General features: G+C 45.0%; 14 protein-coding genes and 1 riboswitch. Of the genes, 6 read left to right on the top strand and 8 right to left on the bottom strand.

All coding sequences use genetic code 11. The annotated features are described in order from the left end of the window. Positions 1 to 10 precede the first annotated feature (10 nt). A complete protein-coding gene (locus tag LOR49_RS11270; RefSeq protein WP_240376801.1) occupies positions 11 to 916 on the top strand; it encodes a LysR family transcriptional regulator in 906 nt (301 codons plus the stop codon). A 50-nt stretch (positions 917 to 966) separates the two neighbouring features. Further along, positions 967 to 1,593: a LysE family translocator gene (locus LOR49_RS11265; protein WP_240376800.1), complete on the top strand. Its 627-nt coding sequence runs from the start codon at positions 967 to 969 to the stop codon at positions 1,591 to 1,593. A gap of 44 nt (positions 1,594 to 1,637) precedes the next feature. Here LOR49_RS11265 and LOR49_RS11260 read toward each other — a convergent pair whose 3' ends face one another. Further along, positions 1,638 to 3,251, bottom strand: coding sequence for a sodium:solute symporter family protein (locus LOR49_RS11260; protein WP_240376799.1), 1,614 nt, complete (start codon positions 3,249 to 3,251; stop codon positions 1,638 to 1,640). Positions 3,252 to 3,473: 222 nt separating this feature from the next. After that, positions 3,474 to 3,582: riboswitch (SAM riboswitch) on the bottom strand. A gap of 86 nt (positions 3,583 to 3,668) precedes the next feature. Continuing rightward, positions 3,669 to 4,418, bottom strand: coding sequence for an SIMPL domain-containing protein (locus tag LOR49_RS11255; RefSeq protein ID WP_240376798.1), 750 nt, complete (start codon positions 4,416 to 4,418; stop codon positions 3,669 to 3,671). Positions 4,419 to 4,579: 161 nt separating this feature from the next. Here LOR49_RS11255 and LOR49_RS11250 point away from each other — a divergent pair, with 161 nt between their 5' ends. The 4 genes from LOR49_RS11250 to LOR49_RS11235 all read left to right on the top strand — a co-directional run bounded on the left by LOR49_RS11250 (position 4,580) and on the right by LOR49_RS11235 (position 7,418). After that, complete coding sequence (locus LOR49_RS11250; protein ID WP_240376797.1) at positions 4,580 to 5,554, top strand: cation diffusion facilitator family transporter; 975 nt, start codon at positions 4,580 to 4,582, stop codon at positions 5,552 to 5,554. A 188-nt stretch (positions 5,555 to 5,742) separates the two neighbouring features. Then, the gene (locus LOR49_RS11245) at positions 5,743 to 5,862 is read left to right on the top strand and encodes a YjcZ family sporulation protein (protein ID WP_240376796.1); all 120 of its coding nucleotides are present in this window, start codon (positions 5,743 to 5,745) and stop codon (positions 5,860 to 5,862) included. Positions 5,863 to 5,981: 119 nt separating this feature from the next. Next, a complete protein-coding gene (locus tag LOR49_RS11240; RefSeq protein ID WP_240376795.1) occupies positions 5,982 to 7,079 on the top strand; it encodes a TDT family transporter in 1,098 nt (365 codons plus the stop codon). Positions 7,080 to 7,235: 156 nt separating this feature from the next. Continuing rightward, a complete protein-coding gene (locus LOR49_RS11235; protein ID WP_240376794.1) occupies positions 7,236 to 7,418 on the top strand; it encodes a YjzC family protein in 183 nt (60 codons plus the stop codon). A 128-nt stretch (positions 7,419 to 7,546) separates the two neighbouring features. Here the strand turns inward: LOR49_RS11235 and LOR49_RS11230 are convergent, their stop codons facing one another. The 6 genes from LOR49_RS11230 to LOR49_RS11205 form a co-directional block, all read right to left on the bottom strand. Next, positions 7,547 to 8,653, bottom strand: a complete 1,107-nt coding sequence (locus LOR49_RS11230; protein ID WP_240376793.1) for a M20 family metallopeptidase — start codon at positions 8,651 to 8,653, stop codon at positions 7,547 to 7,549. A gap of 80 nt (positions 8,654 to 8,733) precedes the next feature. Then, complete coding sequence (locus tag LOR49_RS11225) at positions 8,734 to 9,798, bottom strand: ATP-grasp domain-containing protein (RefSeq protein ID WP_240376792.1); 1,065 nt, start codon at positions 9,796 to 9,798, stop codon at positions 8,734 to 8,736. Between the two features lie 253 nt (positions 9,799 to 10,051). Further along, positions 10,052 to 10,900 (bottom strand): aldo/keto reductase, encoded by an 849-nt coding sequence (locus tag LOR49_RS11220; RefSeq protein ID WP_240376791.1) that lies wholly within the window; start codon positions 10,898 to 10,900, stop codon positions 10,052 to 10,054. 187 nt (positions 10,901 to 11,087) lie between these two features. Continuing rightward, the gene (locus LOR49_RS11215; protein WP_240376790.1) at positions 11,088 to 12,662 is read right to left on the bottom strand and encodes an FAD-dependent oxidoreductase; all 1,575 of its coding nucleotides are present in this window, start codon (positions 12,660 to 12,662) and stop codon (positions 11,088 to 11,090) included. A gap of 429 nt (positions 12,663 to 13,091) precedes the next feature. Continuing rightward, positions 13,092 to 16,184: an AAA family ATPase gene (locus tag LOR49_RS11210; protein ID WP_240376789.1), complete on the bottom strand. Its 3,093-nt coding sequence runs from the start codon at positions 16,182 to 16,184 to the stop codon at positions 13,092 to 13,094. 25 nt (positions 16,185 to 16,209) lie between these two features. Beyond that, on the bottom strand, positions 16,210 to 17,406 hold the full coding sequence (locus LOR49_RS11205; protein WP_240376788.1) for an exonuclease SbcCD subunit D: 1,197 nt from the start codon (positions 17,404 to 17,406) through the stop codon (positions 16,210 to 16,212). Between the last annotated feature and the right edge of the window lie 91 nt (positions 17,407 to 17,497).

The raw sequence follows: 17,497 nt of genomic DNA, 5'->3' as shown, positions 1-17,497 counted from the left end.
GACGGATCCAATGAATATCCAAACGTTTCAGCTATTTTGTTACGCAGTTGAAGAAAAAAGCATAAGCGGCGCGGCCAAACGAGCATTTCTTTCGCAGCCGGCCGCTACCAAGAAAATGAAGCAGCTAGAGGATCATTATTCCACCCTGCTTTTTGAGCGTCACCATACTCCTCTCCTACTCACTCCTGCCGGAAAAAAGCTATACTACTATGCCAGCACCATCGTTCAAGAATACGAAGAATCGAAGGAAGTCTTGGAACAGGAGCGCAATCCAGGGTCACAAACGTTAAAAATCGGCTCCTCTTATACGCTTGGTGAATATGTATTGTCAGAGATAATCAGTGCCTTTCAGCATGATCATCCTGCTCAGCGGATCCAATTATCGATCAGCAATACGCCGAGTGTCCTTTCTGCCCTCGAGGAACGAGCCATTGATCTTGCCTTTGTCGAAGGAGATATCACAACCCTTGACCTAGATAAAAAAATTATTACATATGACAATATTGTGTTGATTACAGCACCTGGCCATAAATGGGCATCTCAACAGCGTATCGTTCCGAAAGACCTCCTTGAAGAACGACTGATTCGCCGCGAAGAAAACTCCGCAACCCGCCGTATTATTGAAAATCATATAAGGGAGAAAGTACCGCTAGAAAAAGTGACAGACGTTCTTGAGTTAAGCACGACGCAGGCGATCAAAAGCGCTGTCCTGTCCGGTCTCGGCTACGGGTTTGTGTCACGGCTCGCGGTCCGCCAGGAATTGCAGGCAGGATTACTTGCCGAAGTGAAAGTGAGCGGCATTCACATTCAGCGTCCTCTCTGGGCAGCCCGCCGTGTACAGCGCTTCCCAAAAGAGTCTGTTGAGCAGTTCAGTACCTTCGTACAGCAGTTTCTTCAGAAAGATGCCCCCGTTTAAAGAAGCCTTTTCAATTAAAACCAAACTTGCACAGAAAAGAGGGGAATCGTGTGGATCTAGTCATTATTTTTGCATTTTTAGGCACAGCCATCGCTCTGACACTTGCGCCCGGCCCTGACATTTTATTTGTAATTGCCCAAAGTATTTCTCAAGATAAAAAAGCGGGTATCGTTACGGCACTCGGTCTCTGTTCCGGACTGCTTGTCCATATCAGTGCTGCCGCGTTAGGGATTTCGGCACTAATTTATCAGTCAACACTTGCTTTTACTATCGTCAAATACGCCGGCGCCGCCTACTTACTGTATCTCGCCTGGCAAGCATTCCGTACCCGGAATCAAGCGGCGGCCACCATCGAATCACGTCCAACCATGCAATATAGCGCGCTTTATAAAAAAGGAATCGTGATGAATTTGCTCAACCCTAAAGTGTCCTTATTCTTTTTGGCACTTTTACCACAGTTCACAAATGAAGCCGGCATGCCAATTGCCTTGCAAATGATTCTATTAGGACTGCTCTTTTTGTTGCAAGCTCTCTTCATCTTCTCCACCATTAGCGTCATTGCGAATAAGGCGGGACGGCTCTTCATGAACAACCCTAAAATAGCGAAACGTATGAATGTTATCGAAGGAACCTTGTTCACCATTATTGGCGTGCAAATCTTATTCAGTCAAAAATAAAACCAAGTGCACTCTCTGCGGGTGCCTTGGTTTTTTTTGAGAAACTATGCGCTTCTTGCTGTTTCTAAAGATGAGGTATTTTTCTCTTTCACAAACAGGAGGGTAGTGATGAAAAATGCGATAATCGCCGCAAACGCAAACAGTCCGAACAACCCTTGTCTGTGAAGGATATCAAAATAGGCGATACTGGTATAAGTTAGAATGACCCCCGCTCCTAAAAAGCTGTATCCTTTAACGGCCGCCTGTTTCGTTTGAATGCTCCATGTCCCAAAAGTCGTCAGTACCGTCACCGACACAATAGTCACGATATTGACAGACATTCCAACCCACACCGGATGGATGTTTAAGTAGAAGTGGTCAGGCGCCCACCCACCCAGGTGATACCAAAGTAATCCTGAGAAAAAACCGGTCCCCAGAGAAGCGACGACAGCACTTCGAGTCACGAGCGGCCAGAACAGCGCTGCGACGACCGGAGCAAAGGTAGCCGAGTTGCGGATGGTCCAGGCAAGCACGTTCCACCATGCCGATTGTTCCGTGCGCAGCGTCCCGAACACAATCATCAATCCCGTCAATAATAAGAGCGAGACTTTTGTGTATGTGACTAACCGTTCTGGGTCTGCCAGCGGAAACAAAGCACTCCCGACGTCTTTACCTAAGCTCGTCGCGCCGGAAAACTGACACGGTGCGCCCCATCCTAACGCGCAGGCCCAAATACCAAGGAAGAACAATCCAACAAGCGGTGCCGGCAGCACAGTCATTAAATATTCAGGAAGTGCTACTAAACCAAGACCTGCGTCAGGCACCACGACAGCTGCTGACAAGCCAAAGATTACTCCGAAAAAAATGAAAGGCAGACCCATGATTTCTGCGACCAACAGCCCTTTTTGGCCTTCTTCCGGCGTCCGTGCTGACAACGCCATCTGAAACGCGGCTTGGGCTAAAATAACGTTGACCAGGAAAGTGCCGAACCATGCGAGTATCACTTGCAGTCCTGCCCCACCCCATTCAAACATTTCAGGACGTTCGACAGCCAGTTCTTGAAGACCGGAGATGCCTGGGTTAATGAAAAAGGCAATAGCTCCTACTATAAACATAAGTGCGAATACGACGGAATTCATCGTTTGCGTAAAAGCAACCGACCACATTCCACCGGCTTGCAGATATAAAAATAATAAAAGCGCAGTAAACGCGACTGAAATGGACAGCGACACTCCGGTAAATACGTGAAAAGCGGAGGCAAAAGCGATGGCTGTCGCCACTGACCACATTGGAAATGCAAATGCCGTAATGGCACCCGCCAACGCTTTTGCGCTGCGTCCGTAACGGTCACCAATTAATCCAGATACTGTCGTTAACATTCTTCTTCGAAATGGTTTTATAATGAGAAGCGCAATAATTAAAACTTGAAGTGTTTCTGCGACCCCGTACCAGACCGCCGAAATTCCGGTCAAGTAAGATAACTCAACGATTGATATGTACGTAGACCCAGAAAACAAACCAGTAATACAAAAGGCTACCGTCCACCAGCGGAAATTCCTCCCTCCGACAAAATAACCATCCCCACGAGTTGCTTTTCGTTTCGCAACGTTCCCCGCTATGATCAAAGCAAGTGTATAGATTAAAGCAAAACTAATCGTCCATATTCCGTAAGAACTCATCCATCTCCAACTCCCTATATTTATATAAATTTGATAAGTTTAGTGTGTTTTCATTGTAAATTTTTTTTGAAAAACCAGTCTTTCCGACTCGCTACACGTATTACTGTTTTTAGCTTTTCCCCTGCACATGTCTGATGGCATTCTTATGACCTCCTTAGTTCCTACCAATTAATAAAACCCCTTTTCCTGAAAAGAAAAAGGGGTTAACGTATAAGTTTCCACCTTTTATCTTTCAGACATAAGTCTGCTGGAATGGGCACCTTTTTTATAAACATATAAATGGTTGCCGCGGGCTCATAGGACCAGGTTCCTCCACCGCTCTTGATAAAAGTGTATGCAATTTTCTATAGTGTAATAAATAATATCCTAGTTGTCAACTGAGTTTTTGGTTTTTTTCTACCAGCTCTCTTTTTACGACTACTTTAGTTCATAAACAACGTCGACTTGCTGTCTTATTTTGATTTCTCCTGGTGATACGCTTGTACCATTGCTAGAATCCTGTGTTGCCAATTCTTCTCTTTGATAAGACTGCATGGGAATCCCGGCTTGTGTGCCTCTTTCTGAAATCTGAATGATCTCCCCTACAGATCTACCGGCACTTTTAGCCATCGCAGCTGCTTTCGACTTTGTACTTTTAATTGCTTGCTGAAGCGCCTGCTCTTCTGCTGTCGAAGCATCTCGCAACGTAAAACTTACCTGCTCAATGCGGTTGGCTCCGGCAGCAGCAGCGTCATCTAACAATTCCCCGACTTTTTCCATATCTTCAAATTGAATCTCTAGAATGTGTTGGGCACGAAATTTTTCCTTGTCTTCTTGATTACTTTGGTACGGATGTACACCGATACGAACCGTTTTGATGTTCTCTTCTTTGATTCCATAATCGTGTAGGAGCTTTTGAACTCCTTTCATTTTTTTACTGACGGCCTGCTGCGCTTTTTCAGCAGATTGATCCTGTGCTTCTGCACCTAAGCGAATGATTGCCAAGTCGGGGGGTACATCAAGCTTCCCCTCTCCTCCGACAAGTAATGTGCCGCTCTGTACGGCAGCCGGTGCACTAGCTTGTATCGCTTCTGGAGAAGACTGATTGCTTAAAAAAATATAAGCAAAAGCTGCCACTACTAATCCTGTCGCTATAACGCTAATAGCATAAATACTTTTTCTTTCCAATGCAAAAACCTCCTTTCAAAACTGATTTTCCTTACTATTATGGACGTTAAATGAAAATTTAAGTTTCAAGTTACTGAAAAATTCTCATAAAGAACGCTATTTAGGGGCAAGTTAACAGTATCTTCGTTGTTCGAAAAAAAGCCAAAGGGTGACAAAAAATCATGGGCATAATTCAATTTCTTAAACAAGGAAATAAATCCTCCGGCACTGCTGCATTAGGTAATTTACTGCTCGCTGTTGTAAAAGGTGTAGCTGCCGCTTTAAGCGGAAGCGGTACAATGTTTGCGACCACTTTGCACTCAGCCGCAGACACGACGAACCAAGGTTTAGTCTTCTTTGGAAGCGCAATTGCCGAAAAAGAACCTACTAAACGTTTCCCCGCCGGCTTCGGAAGGGTCGTAAATTTATTTGTACTCGTAGCCGTCATGGTCGTCGCGATTATGGCTTATGAATCGATTTTAAAAGGATGGGAATTACTTTGGAACCCACAGCCTTCTACTAATTTTTGGCTCAATGTGACTATTTTATCCATTGCTGTTCTCACAGATGGTTTCGTTTTAATAAAAGTGATTAAAGAAATTGTCAAGGAATCCCGCTCGGAGGCAAAAGGGTGGCAGATGATCCCGGCAGCGATAAAAAATGTTCGCTACGCCGCACCGCCGACACGTCTTGTTTTTTATGAGGATATTATTGCCACATTCGGGACGCTGCTTGCCTTAATCTTTGTTCTCTTGGCGCACTTTACAGGCATGCTGTTTCTTGACGGAGCAGGTACACTTTTAATCGGCTTGCTTTTAATCGGAATCGCCCTTAAAGTCGGCTATGAAAACACAATTGGCTTAATCGGTGTAGCAGCCCCGAAAAAAATAGAGAACCGAGTCGCCGACGTGATTTTAAGTGATCAAGACGTAGAAGATATTAAAAAAATGCGCATCCTTCAAGAAGGGAGACAGTATCATGTGGAATGTTACGTTGAGCTGAAAAAAGGCTTAACCTTAGATGAAGCGGATGATATCAAAGACCGAGTCGTGAACAAAGTGTTAGAAGATCCTGACATTGACGACGTCACTCTGGGCATTTATGAAACTGATCAAAAACAGACCTGGAAATTAGAGACAATTCAGGACAATCCCTAAGGTGCTTTTTCTAATATCTAAAAGCGGATTTTATAGCTCAAAAAGTGTGATTGGCCGGCCCTCAGAAATGAGCGGCCTCCAAACATAAAAAAATAGGCGCTCTTCCTTTCCCATTCTGCTGACAACGACATATAGATATATTGTCAGTGGACATCACTGAAAACTAATTCAAAAGGAGAGATGCTATAATGAGTTACGCAGGCGGATACGGCGGAGGCTTTGCCTTGATCGTTGTGTTGTTTATCCTCTTGATCATCGTTGGTGCTGCTTGGGGCGGCGGATACGGAGCAGGTTACGGCGGCTACTAAACCTTCCCTTAGTATTAAACGTCCACCCTTAGGGGCTTCGTTCCCTAAGGGTGGTTTCTTTTTATTGAAAAAAGGTAGTACAATAATAGTATACCCCTGCCGCCTTGGAGGTCTCCTTAATGATTAACTTGTTATGGTTTGGGCTTACGTTTATTATTTGTGGCTTGTTTCGCTTCTTTTTTTTAAAAAAAGAGCCGGCTGCCACGCCTGCCGGTGCGATCATCATGGCAATCGGTATTTTCTTGTACAGTGCGATGCAGCAGTTCCCTTTGCTTTTTGCTTACGGGAAACCCTTTACCTTTATCTTAGCAGCTGTCTGGTTGTTCATCGTCTTCTCCGTTGCCGCAACGCTAGTAGACCGTACGTTTCAAAAAAGGCATCTGCCAAACGAAATTCATCTTTTTGCGATCGGCACTTGGGTTGCAGGTACTTCCGTGTTAGGCAATGTGATACACACGTTTTCCTTACATTTGGGATTTTTCCCTTATGTAATGGGAACACTGAATGTTCTTCTTTACGTTTGGTACATAGCACTCGTTTTACGTGCCTACCCCGTAATCTTTCGAACGAAAGCAAAAAATAATGTACACGGCGTTCTGCTTCTCGCGACGGTTAGTACACAATCCATTGTACTGCTGCTATTTAATATTTTTAACCGTATTCTCCCTTCATGGGGAAATGCTGTGCTGATCAGCTTTGGACTTATATTGTATATCATTGGCTTTTATCTCATTGTCAGAAGGTACTTCATCGTACGGCACTGGGAATCTATGGATGACTGGAAAAACACAAATTGTATTTTGCACGGTGCTATTTCAATCACTGGACTTGCAACTGCTACGACCGGAGCGTTTCCTTATACGGTAATGTTAATGTTGTGGGTGTGGGTAATCGCCTGGTTTCTAATCGTAGAGGCTATAGAGGCCGCACGGGCTGTCTTTCGCATTAATAGGTTCGGTTTCAAGCAAGCACTCGCCGTATATGACGTTTCCCAGTGGTCCCGGAACTTTACATTCGGTATGCTCTATGCGTTCACCGCACGCTTTACTATTAATGACGGTGCCCTTTTGATTACTGTCCGTAATTTCGTGTTGGCAGTCGGACCGTGGATTGTCCTACTCTTTTTGTTATACGAAATCGTGCTATTTCTCAAGGCTAAACTGCAATGGCAGCGTCCGCAATTACGCAAAAAAGAAAAAGCACTCCTTCCTCATTAAAAAAGCATGTCTTGGGCCTCCTCAAGCCAACAGGATGTTGGTCACAGAACACTTCATTATTAATTTTATTATCGATGAAATTCTTTTAATATTGTTTAGACGTCCTTTACGGTGGGAATATCATCTGTGAACCAACAATAAAGGAGGTATATCACTATGGCAAAAGAACATTTTAAAACTGGAGAAAAAGCACCGGAAAGCGGCACGTATAAAGTGGACAAACTTGTAAATGGCGGTTCTGCCAGCCAGGATAATACCGAAATTGAAATTAATGAAGGGGATCAGTTTCCACCAACTCCTTCCGAAAATGAAGCAGCTTACTGGGTCAAAGCATCATAAAGTGCCTTCTATCAAACACGCGTACCTCAAAGACCAGGCTCTCTCTGTAACCGAGAGCCTGGTCTTTTAGCTTGTCAACTCCAACATGAGAGCCGGAAACCTCTGGCGGCTTCCGGCTCTTGGTGTCTCTATATATTTTCTGCTAGCTTGTCTTGGACATGAGCGAAATCGAGGACGAAATCAGCGATAACCTCATAGTAGGACTTGACGGTATTTATATAGACTAGTTCATTGTCACCGTGCCAATTGGCTCCAAATGGTCCAAATTCAACAGCAGGCTTCCCGTACTTTGTGAAATATTGACCGTCCGATGAACCATGCTGGCCGAAAATATTAACTCTTTCCAGTTGGGTATTCTTCGTAATAGCATCTGCTAATGCTTCCACGTAAGGGTTATCTGCTTTTGTTTTTACCGGGTTGTGGCACGTATGAAGGTGTACATCCCCGTCTCCGTCCGTTAATTCTTTGATTTGTTTTTGGATCTTCTCTGGTGACTGCTCCGGCAGGTACCGGATATCGATCGACATTTTACAACTTTCTGGTACTTTATTGTAAACCGTCCCGCCTGTAAGTGTTGCTAAGTTAATAGAAGGCTTGTCAAACATAGGACGGTCTGTTTCCTGCGCAAAAGGAAGTTCCAATATTTCTTCATAGAGCTCATATGCTTTTTTGATCGCATTTTGTCCTTCCCACGGACGGCTGCCGTGCGCGGCTTTTCCGCGAATATCAAAATCGAGCTGCAGTACGCCCTTCGACTGAATGCCAATGCCCATGTCTGTAGGTTCACCGCAAATCACAAAATCGCCCAAGTACCCTTGCTCTGCTAGATACCTTGTCCCGTTGACGCCTCCTGTTTCTTCATCGGGCACAATCTGCAGCTGAATACGGTTGTGCATATCCTGATCCTTTACTTGATTCATCGTTTCCATCATTGCAGCCACTCCTGCTTTCATATCGGCAGAGCCGCGCCCATAAAGCTTACCCTCTTTTTCATAAGGGTGGAACTGTTCTTCTTTTCCATCGACGACATCAACATGGCCGTTTAAGACGATCGTCTTGTCGCCTTCCCCCATCTCAGAAACCAGCATATCATACCCATTATTGTGTAGTTTCTTTACAGGGACGTTATGCTTCTTTAACCATTTTTCGCAAAACGCTACGGCCTTATTTGCTCCTTCTTTTGTTGAACTGTCTATTTCAATTAAATCTTTTAAAAGTGGGATTGGATCACCCATTGTTTCCCCTCCTACTTTTAATATCCTGTCAAAACTTTTTCCTGTCGGCCGCTGAAAGTAAACATCTATTTATAAAAAGATTAAGAGTGTCGAGCCGGGGACAAGAGAGCGTCCTTAACCTTCTCTTTATGAATGCTAACGACCGTATCATGACGTGCCAATTCGATATCGGGCTCGTCCGTCAGCCACTCTGCTTTTAGTGCTTCTCCGGCAGTCATCGCGATATATGCAGCTGGAATATTAGCCCCTGCAGCATGGGAAAAGGCGTAGCTCCCGCCAAATCGGGGATTAATATCAATGACATAGTAGTCGGTCCCGTCGTAAAATACATCTGCGTTCATATAACCAACATGCTTGAGTCCTTCACCCATTTTCCTTCCCATGTCTAATAACTCAGGTATTCGTACGGATATACACTTATCTACATCACCGCCCCTCATTTCTAGTTGTTTCAAAGTGAGAGACGTAACAAAGCGTCCGTTCAAATCGTTAAACATATCGAGACTGTATTTTTCACCTTCTATCACTTCCTGGATAATGACGTTCTCTTCCGCCTCCTTGGACGTCGCATCGTCAAGCGGTGTTTCTTTAATCGTTTTGATCGCATGCTTATAGGCAAAAGCCATGTCCTCTACACTATCGACGATTTCAATACCGACGGATGCCGAGCCATTACGCGGTTTGACGATTAATGGAAAACGAACTTCTTCTTTTTTTAACGCCTCTTCTGCTGATTCTACCGTAAAATAAGAAAGAGGTGCTTTAATGCCCATGCTTCCTAGAAGCTCTCTGTACTTTCCTTTATCACGGACTTTTTGAACGATGTTAGGATCTGGTGCAAACACCGCTACACCTTGTTTTTCTAATTCTCGTTTATGCGCGGCAATTTTAGGTACTTCCCAGTCGTTTAATGGAACAAGGCAATCGATCTCCTGTTCTCTGCAAAGGTTGTCAACTGCTTCGATATAACGAGAATCGGTTTGGTGAGGAATAACATAGCCTTCATCTGCCGCTTGAAGGGAAGGGGCATTTGGATCTGGGTCTGCAACGATCACTTTCCCTTTTTTACCGGCTTTTGTTAGTTCATCTCGGAAAAAATTTACAAAATCTATTCGTCTGGCGCCTGATGTTAATAAGATATTCATCGATGCTCAACCTCGCTTTTTTATTTAATGGAATCGTGTATTGTATATACCCAGAACACCAATACTTAACCTTCGATTTATTGTTACTGGTTGAAAACACTCTTTTTTACCTACAAAAAAGAACCCGACCATTTGGTTGGATTCTCATATATCTTATTCGCTGGAGGCAAACGTTTGCTGCCTTTTAATGTAGCGACGTCATTACGACCAGGTACGACGTCGCTAATATCTATCTTGTTATGTGCCTTGCTTTTCACACAATATCAAGTGGCAGTTTGCGCTGTGGCGGCGGAAAGGCTCTGTCTAGTTTACTAAGTTCATCTTTCGTAAGTGTAATTGCTGCTGCTTCTGCATTATCTATCACGTGTTGTTCTTGAACCGCTTTCGGTATCGAGATGACGTTGTGTTGACGCATTGTCCAAGCAAGTGCGATTTGTAATGATGTCGCCTGATGTTCTTCCGCTATTTCGGCAATGGTCGGATCGTTTATTAATTGACTGCGCAGTTTGCCTCCTTGGGCGAGCGGGCAGTAAGCCATAATCGGTATACTATGTTCTTCCTGCCACGGCAGCAAGTCATACTCAATACCACGGGAGCCTAAGTGGTAAAGTACTTGGTTCACCGCACATCCTTCACTTCCCGATGCTTTCCATAGCTCTTCCATATCGTCCCTATCTAAATTGGATACACCCCAACGTTTAATTTTCCCAGCTGCTTGTAGTTTTTCCATGCCCTCAATCGTTTCAGAGAGCGGTACACCACCCCGCCAATGCAGTAAATAAAGGTCTAAATAATCGGTTTGCAGGCGTTTCAGGCTGTTTTCGCATGCTTGTTCAATAGTCGAAAGTCCGGCATTAAATGGATATACTTTCGAAACGAGAAAAATATCATCTCTTCGCCCTTGTATGGCTTCACCTGTTACACGCTCCGCTTCACCATCCGCGTACATCTCTGCCGTGTCAATCAGTGTCATTCCTCGTTCGATGCCGAGCTGGAGTGCTTTCACTTCCTGCGTTCTAGTGTGCGGGTTCTCTCCCATATGCCATGTCCCTTGGCCAAGCTGCGGAACGTGTTTGCCATCGGGCAGTCTCACTGTTTTCATCGTCTCATCCCCTTTGTTTACGAAAAACGTTTCTACGATGAGCATACCAAATGGGCTGCTATACGTTAAACAAAAAGAGCACGAGAGGGGAGTGACTTCTCCGTCTATGCGAGGAAATGCCCTTTCTTTTTAGCAAAAGTGTACCGCCTTCCTTCTTTCAATCAAACGTTTGTTTAACTAAAAGATTTTAGTACCCAGAGTCTTCCGAAGTAAAGTTGTCAAATATCGTGTGGTCATGCTGCTGAAGTGGTTTCTCAGCCGGTCCCTCAATCACGTCTCCTTTATAAGAGAAACGGGAACCGTGACAAGGACAATCCCACGTACAGTCGCCACTGTTCCACTCCACTTCGCAGCCGACATGAGTGCAAGTAGTGTCCACAACAAATAATTCACCGTTTTCATCGCGGTAAGCGCCTTTACGGTGACCTTTTATAGAGACAATTTTTCCTTCTCCCTTCGCCACGTCTTCGGGACGACGGTCCGGCACATCAAGTTTTCCTTTCATTAAATGCTTGGCGACATCCCCGTTTTCTACGAGAAAGTTCTTCAAACTTGGATGCACGTTGAATCGCGAAGGTGAAAACACTTCTACATACGGACTTTTCTTTCCAAGCACTAAGTCTCGAAACATAAGTGCTGCCGCGGTTCCGTTTGTCATTCCCCATTTTCGAAAGCCGGTTGCGATAAGGACACGGTCTTCACCCGGTGATAATTCTCCAATATACGGAAGCTTATCTAACGTTGTCAGATCCTGCGCAGACCAACGATACGCAATGTCCTTCATTTCAAAAACGTCTTGTCCAAATTTTTCCAATGCCTGATAATGTTTCATCGTGTCTTTTCCTTGACCGGTTTTATGACTTTCGCCGCCGATTAACACGATTTCTTCTCCGTGCAGCTGAGCAGAACGGAGAGAGCGATTGGGCTGATCCACACTCAGGTACATGCCGCCTGGATAGGGGTGTTTCGTTTTGACACCTAGAATGTACGAACGATCGGCATACATCCTGGCCGAGTAAAACGCGCTTCCTTCATAAAACGGGAAGTGAGAGCAAACAAGCACAAAGTCTGCAGTCACTCGCTTTTCATTCCTGGTGTGAACGATCCGCTTTCCGTCTTGTTTGTCAATGTTCACCGCGGTTGTCTGCTCATACATGTTCCCGCCATTCTTCTTCACCTGCTCGGCCAGCTGGGAAAGATAACGTAATGGATGAAACTGGGCTTGGCTTTTCATCCTAAGTGTTCGTGATACCTGAATGGAGAAGGGTAACTGATCCCCAAGATCCCCACCGATACGCAGCTTCTGATATGCTTCATATTCCTTTTCTATTTTACTGGCAGATCGTTCTGTTGTGGCGTAGAGATACGCATCCTGTTCCTTGAAATCGCATTCAATCTTGTCTTCATTGACCGTTTCCTTAATAAAATCGAGAGCTTCTTTATTTGCTTCATAGTACAAACGTGCCTGACTCTGCCCCACATTTTGAATCAGTTCGTCATAAATAAGCCCATGCTGGGCGGTGATCTTTGCCGTCGTATGACCGGTTGTGCCATTCAATATCCTGCCCGCTTCCAAAACAGTCACGTTCAGGCCTTCTTTCGCTAGTAAATAAGCGGACGTAAGTCCAGTAATCCCTGCCCCAACAACGACAACATCTGTTTCAATATGCTCCTCAAGAGGCGTGTACTCTGGTATATCCATATCTTCTCTCCAGAGTGGCTCTGGATTCTTCGGCAACCGGCCGTTCGTTTGCTCCGTCATACTAATTCCCTCCGCTTCCACATTCTCAAGAATTAGCATTTCCTGTTTACGGACGGCTATACGCTTGGTGAACAAGACTATCAGTGAAAGACGGATTTTGTGTGGATATATTGTAAATGGTAAGGTGTCACGAAACAAGCCACGTCTGATAATAACAACACCATAGCAAACGTTAATACCTTGAAATAAGGACTCTTCCATAATAACGACGTCATAACGATTGTATGAGGCTACGAAAAACGGCTGTACTGAAAATAGAGGGGTCATAGCGGCTGAATGATGACATGATTTTTAGCTTCCAAGAAAATAACGACGTCATACTAAGAATATGACGTCGTGAAAATGCAGTTCTTTGAAAAATAGGGCATCATAAGGGTTGGTGACGTCAATAAGCGGGAATGTTCCACCCTTTTCCCGTGTGAAAGTTAGTTATTTAATAACAAACTGTGTTTCGCTGTACCCTGCCTTTGTTTTCTTCACTTCGAGTGTTGCTGGGAATATCGCTTTTAGGTCTTGCACGTGTGAAATAACTCCAATCATTCGGCCCGATTTTTGTAAATCAATTAGTGTGTCAATTGCCTTATGCAGCGATTCTTCATCTAAAGAACCAAATCCCTCATCAATAAACATGGTATTAATGGAGATATTTCCTTGGACACTTTGAATGACATCGGACATACCTAAGGCGAGGCAGAGCGAGGCATTAAACTTTTCCCCGCCTGAAAGTGTCTTCACGTCACGTGTTTGTCCGGTATAAGAGTCATAAACATCAAAGGCCAGACCGCTTTGTCGTCCGTGTGATTCCTGGCGGTCGCTGCGGCTTAATAAAAATTGTCCGTTTGATAACCGATTCAGCCTTAGGTTAGCCGCCTCTATGATCTGTTCCAAGTATTCAATTTGCAAGTAGCGCTCGAATGAGATCTTACGTTCATTTTGCCCGCGGAGGACGTCATATAAATCAGCGGTTACGCTAAGCTCTTTCTCCCACTTTTTGACGCGCTTACCTGTCTCTGTAATTTGTGTGATCAAGGTGAATGCTGCTTCCCGATATTTTTTTGTTTCGACAACACGGTTATACGCTTGTTCATATGCTTCTTTAAGTTGAGAGACTTCTTCCGCAAGCTTCGTTAAATCTACCCTTTCTTTATCCGCTAATGCCTCTTTTCGTTCCTTAACATGCTTGCGAAGGACCGCTAACTGTTCGTTAAACTGTGAGAGATCTTCTTTCCATTGAGTACGAGTATCTTCCGGAAGCTTGGCTTCATGGTAGCCGACCTCCTCCGTAAACCCTGCCTCTTTCAGTGCATCTTGAAATTGGCTTTCTGCCCCTGCCTTCTTTTGTTTCGTTTCTTCAAGTTGCTCTCTTGCAGCGGTTACCTGTGATGTTACTTGTGTGTCTATTTCCCGAGCCTGCTGTCTACCTTGCTGTGCCTCTTCCCAGGCTTTTTCCCGTTCTTTCTTAAGGTGTGTCATTTCCGCTATTGTCTTTTCTAAGTCAGACATTGTTTGGACTGCCTCTGGAATGTTCTGGAGACGATCCTTGTAGACGGCAAGAGCGGCTTGATAATTCGCCTGGTGTTTTTGGAAAACCGCATCTTGTTTTCTCTCGCGCTCCTCTACTTGCTTGTACGTCTCCTTTTCTCGTTCTGCTTTTACACGAAGCTCGTCCAGTTGCTTTTTTGTCTCTTTCAGCTCATCTACCTCTTTTTTTAGCCGGGTACCCGTTGTTACTAACTGTTCATAGACACCCGTTGCCTCATCGACTGCGACGTCGTGAGAAAGGACCATTTTTTCTGTTTCTTGCAGTTGGTGAGCGGCAGAGTCGAGATTCGCCTGTGCCTGTCGGAAATTCGTTTCCACCTCTGTTAACGCCCTTTTAGCAGTTTCCACCTCTGTTTTCGTCACGCCCCCTGCGCTTCCTGTCGCTTTTTGGGGGTGTTCGTGACTTCCACAGACAGGACAGGCTTCCCCTTCAACCAAGTGACTAGCCAAAAAGCTGGCTTGGTTGCTCAGCCAAATGCTTTCGATTTTCTCATACTCCGCTTTCTTTTTCTCATACAGTCGTTCTTTGTTCGCTGCTTCCTGTTGATGCTTCTCATGCTTCACAACCCAGTCGTTATAGGTCTTCAAGGTCTGCGCCTGTTCACGCATGTCAAGTAAGGACTGGTGCTTCTCGGGAAGCTGGCTGACGGCGTGATCCATTTCACGAATTTGTTCGTTCATATGTTCCAGACGTTGTTTTCTCTCTTGCCGTTCCTCACGAGTCTTTTCGAGATGTCCTTCCGATTGCTGCGCGGACCGCTTATGTTCTTCCGCTTCCCGTTTCTTATTGTCTAATTCTTTCACGGCGGGAACCATTTCCTCATAACGTTGAAGCTGACTGCGTATCGCGTCCCGCTCGTCCTGCCTTCCTTCTTCTTGTTGATAGACAGCTTCTGCCTTTCGCAGCATTTCTACTGTTTTGGCTTTCTTTTTCTCTACTTGATCCAGTAATTCTCTTTTCCTACGTTCCTCCTCCCGCCACGACTCTGCCTGTTTTTCATAGGGCTCGATGTGGCTCGCACGTTCTGCATCTTTCAGCTGTTTCTCTCTTTCCACAAAAAAACTTGTCCGCTCATTCAATACTTGCAGCTCACGTTCTTTTCGTCCCAGTTCATCAAACTGCTTGTTCCACTCTTCGGCACGGCTCCATTCTTTTTGCTTTTTATCATGAAGTTGATAGGCTTTTTCAGACGCGCTTTGCTCATCTCGGAGCCTGGCGTCGTAAAACGCTGTTTCTTCCTCTAGCCCGACAATGATCTGCTGTTCATTGTAATAATCTGCGTCCAGTGTACGAAAAAGGAGAGACTCTTCGCGCATCGGTAACGTTGTCTGAATGCTGTCGACATATGTATTACTCGTATGCTTCTCTTGGTTGTAGCGTTCCTCTGTCGCTTTTTTCTTTCGCCGCAAACGCTCAATCATTTGTTTGTAAGGTTCCGTTTTAAAAAGACGCCGCAAAATGTCTTCTTTATTTTCTGTTTGCGACGTTAACAGCTTGCGAAACTCTCCCTGGGGCAGCATAACAATCTGCTTGAACTGGTCCTGGGTGAGGCCAAGAAGTGCCTCCACCTTTTTATCAATTTCCGAAACAATTTGCCGGTCAACACACGGATATTCCTCTCCGTCTCTGCGTTCAAAAAACTCATAGCGCTCTCCCGTTTTTGTCTTATTTCCTTTTTTCACGTGTCCGAGCTGGCGAAGAATTCGGTAAGTACGCCCATTTAATGAAAATTCCAGCTCCGCGGCTGTATGCGTACGATCATCAGCAAAATCACTGCGCAGCATCAGGTGGTTTTCCCGATCCTGTCCGCTTGCCGACCCGTATAAAGCAAAACAAATCCCGTCAAAAATCGTCGTCTTGCCTGCGCCGGTGTTCCCCGAGATTACAAATAAACTGTTGCCGTCTAACTCCGCAAAATCAATCGCTTCCGTATCCTTATAAGGACCGAACGCGGTCAATGTCAACTTTAATGGTTGCATGCACGTTTCCCCTCCTTTCCAGTAGTCATCCTTTGATCATCTCCGTTTCAGAAACTCTCTGCCCTTCTGCTTCTTGTTCCACGTGTAACAGTTCCTCCAAGACTTCTTTAAAAATAGCTTCTGTTTCGGAATCAGGCTTCATTCCTTTTACTTCCCTATAAAAAGCTTGAAACAATTCTACATCACTCATCTTATGACGTTCGGGGGACAATTCCGTTCTATTCTCGCCGGGGGTGAGCATGAAATGTTTTCGCTCAACATGCATCGCATTCGGATAAATAGAGCGGATTTTTTCCATTGGTGACAGTACCGGTGCTTTATCCTCGAGACGCACAAATACATAATCCTCGTTAATAGATTGTTCCAACAGCTCCGCAAGCGTTCCGGTGACTGTACGCATATCCCGCCTCGGCATAAGGGCACGCTTCTCGGTAGTGATGGTGCCGTCTTTATGCAGTTCAACAATCGTAAAACCTTTGTTATGATGTTCTTCGGATATCGAGTATTTCAAAATGGAGCCAGCATAGCGGATCGTCTCTTTTCCTACATAATGGGACTGGTGCAAATGGCCAAGAGCCGTGTAATGAAAGCAATCAAAAAGACGACAATCAATATGCTCGGTACCACCAATCGCAAGCGGCCGCTCCGAATCACTCGTATTTGCCTCTTCTTCACCGTATGGTGTCACAAACGCATGCCCGACAAACACATGACGGGCATGCGGATCCATCTTCTCATGAATGCGTTCTGTAATCTTTTCAGCTGCATCGTGGTGAGAGCGTATATCCTCCTCTTGAAAGACACTCCGCACAACACTCGGATCACAATAGGGGATGAGATGAAAGTGAACCTCCCCGTACTCATCACTAAGTACAATTGGCTCTAAATCACCAGTAAAACGACCGGCAATGTGAAGGCCCCTCTCCTTCATAACTTCACTTCCAAAATGAAGCCTGCTTGGACTATCATGGTTGCCCGCTATCGCAAGAACAGGAGTCTTTAAATCAATGACAATCTCCTCAAGTGTTTTATCTAGTAATTGAACTGCTTCCGTAGGCGGGACGGCACGGTCGTACAAATCACCGGCTATAATGACAGCATCCGGCTTCTCCTCTTTCACCGCGCGTTTAAACTGCTGCAGAATATATGCTTGATCCTCCGTCATGTATACTCCCTGTACGAGCTTGCCCAGATGCCAATCCGCCGTATGAAAAAACTTCATCGTACCCCTCTCCCCCTGCTATAGATTTCCTTTCTATTAATATAGCAGATGGGTGAAACGCTTAATAGAGAAGAAGAAAAATAACCATTTT

The organism is Bacillus piscicola, assembly GCF_022458745.1.
In the GTDB taxonomy this organism is placed as follows: Bacteria; Bacillota; Bacilli; order Bacillales; family Marinococcaceae; genus Alteribacillus_A; species Alteribacillus_A piscicola.
This window is presented reverse-complemented; position numbering and strand designations above follow the sequence as displayed.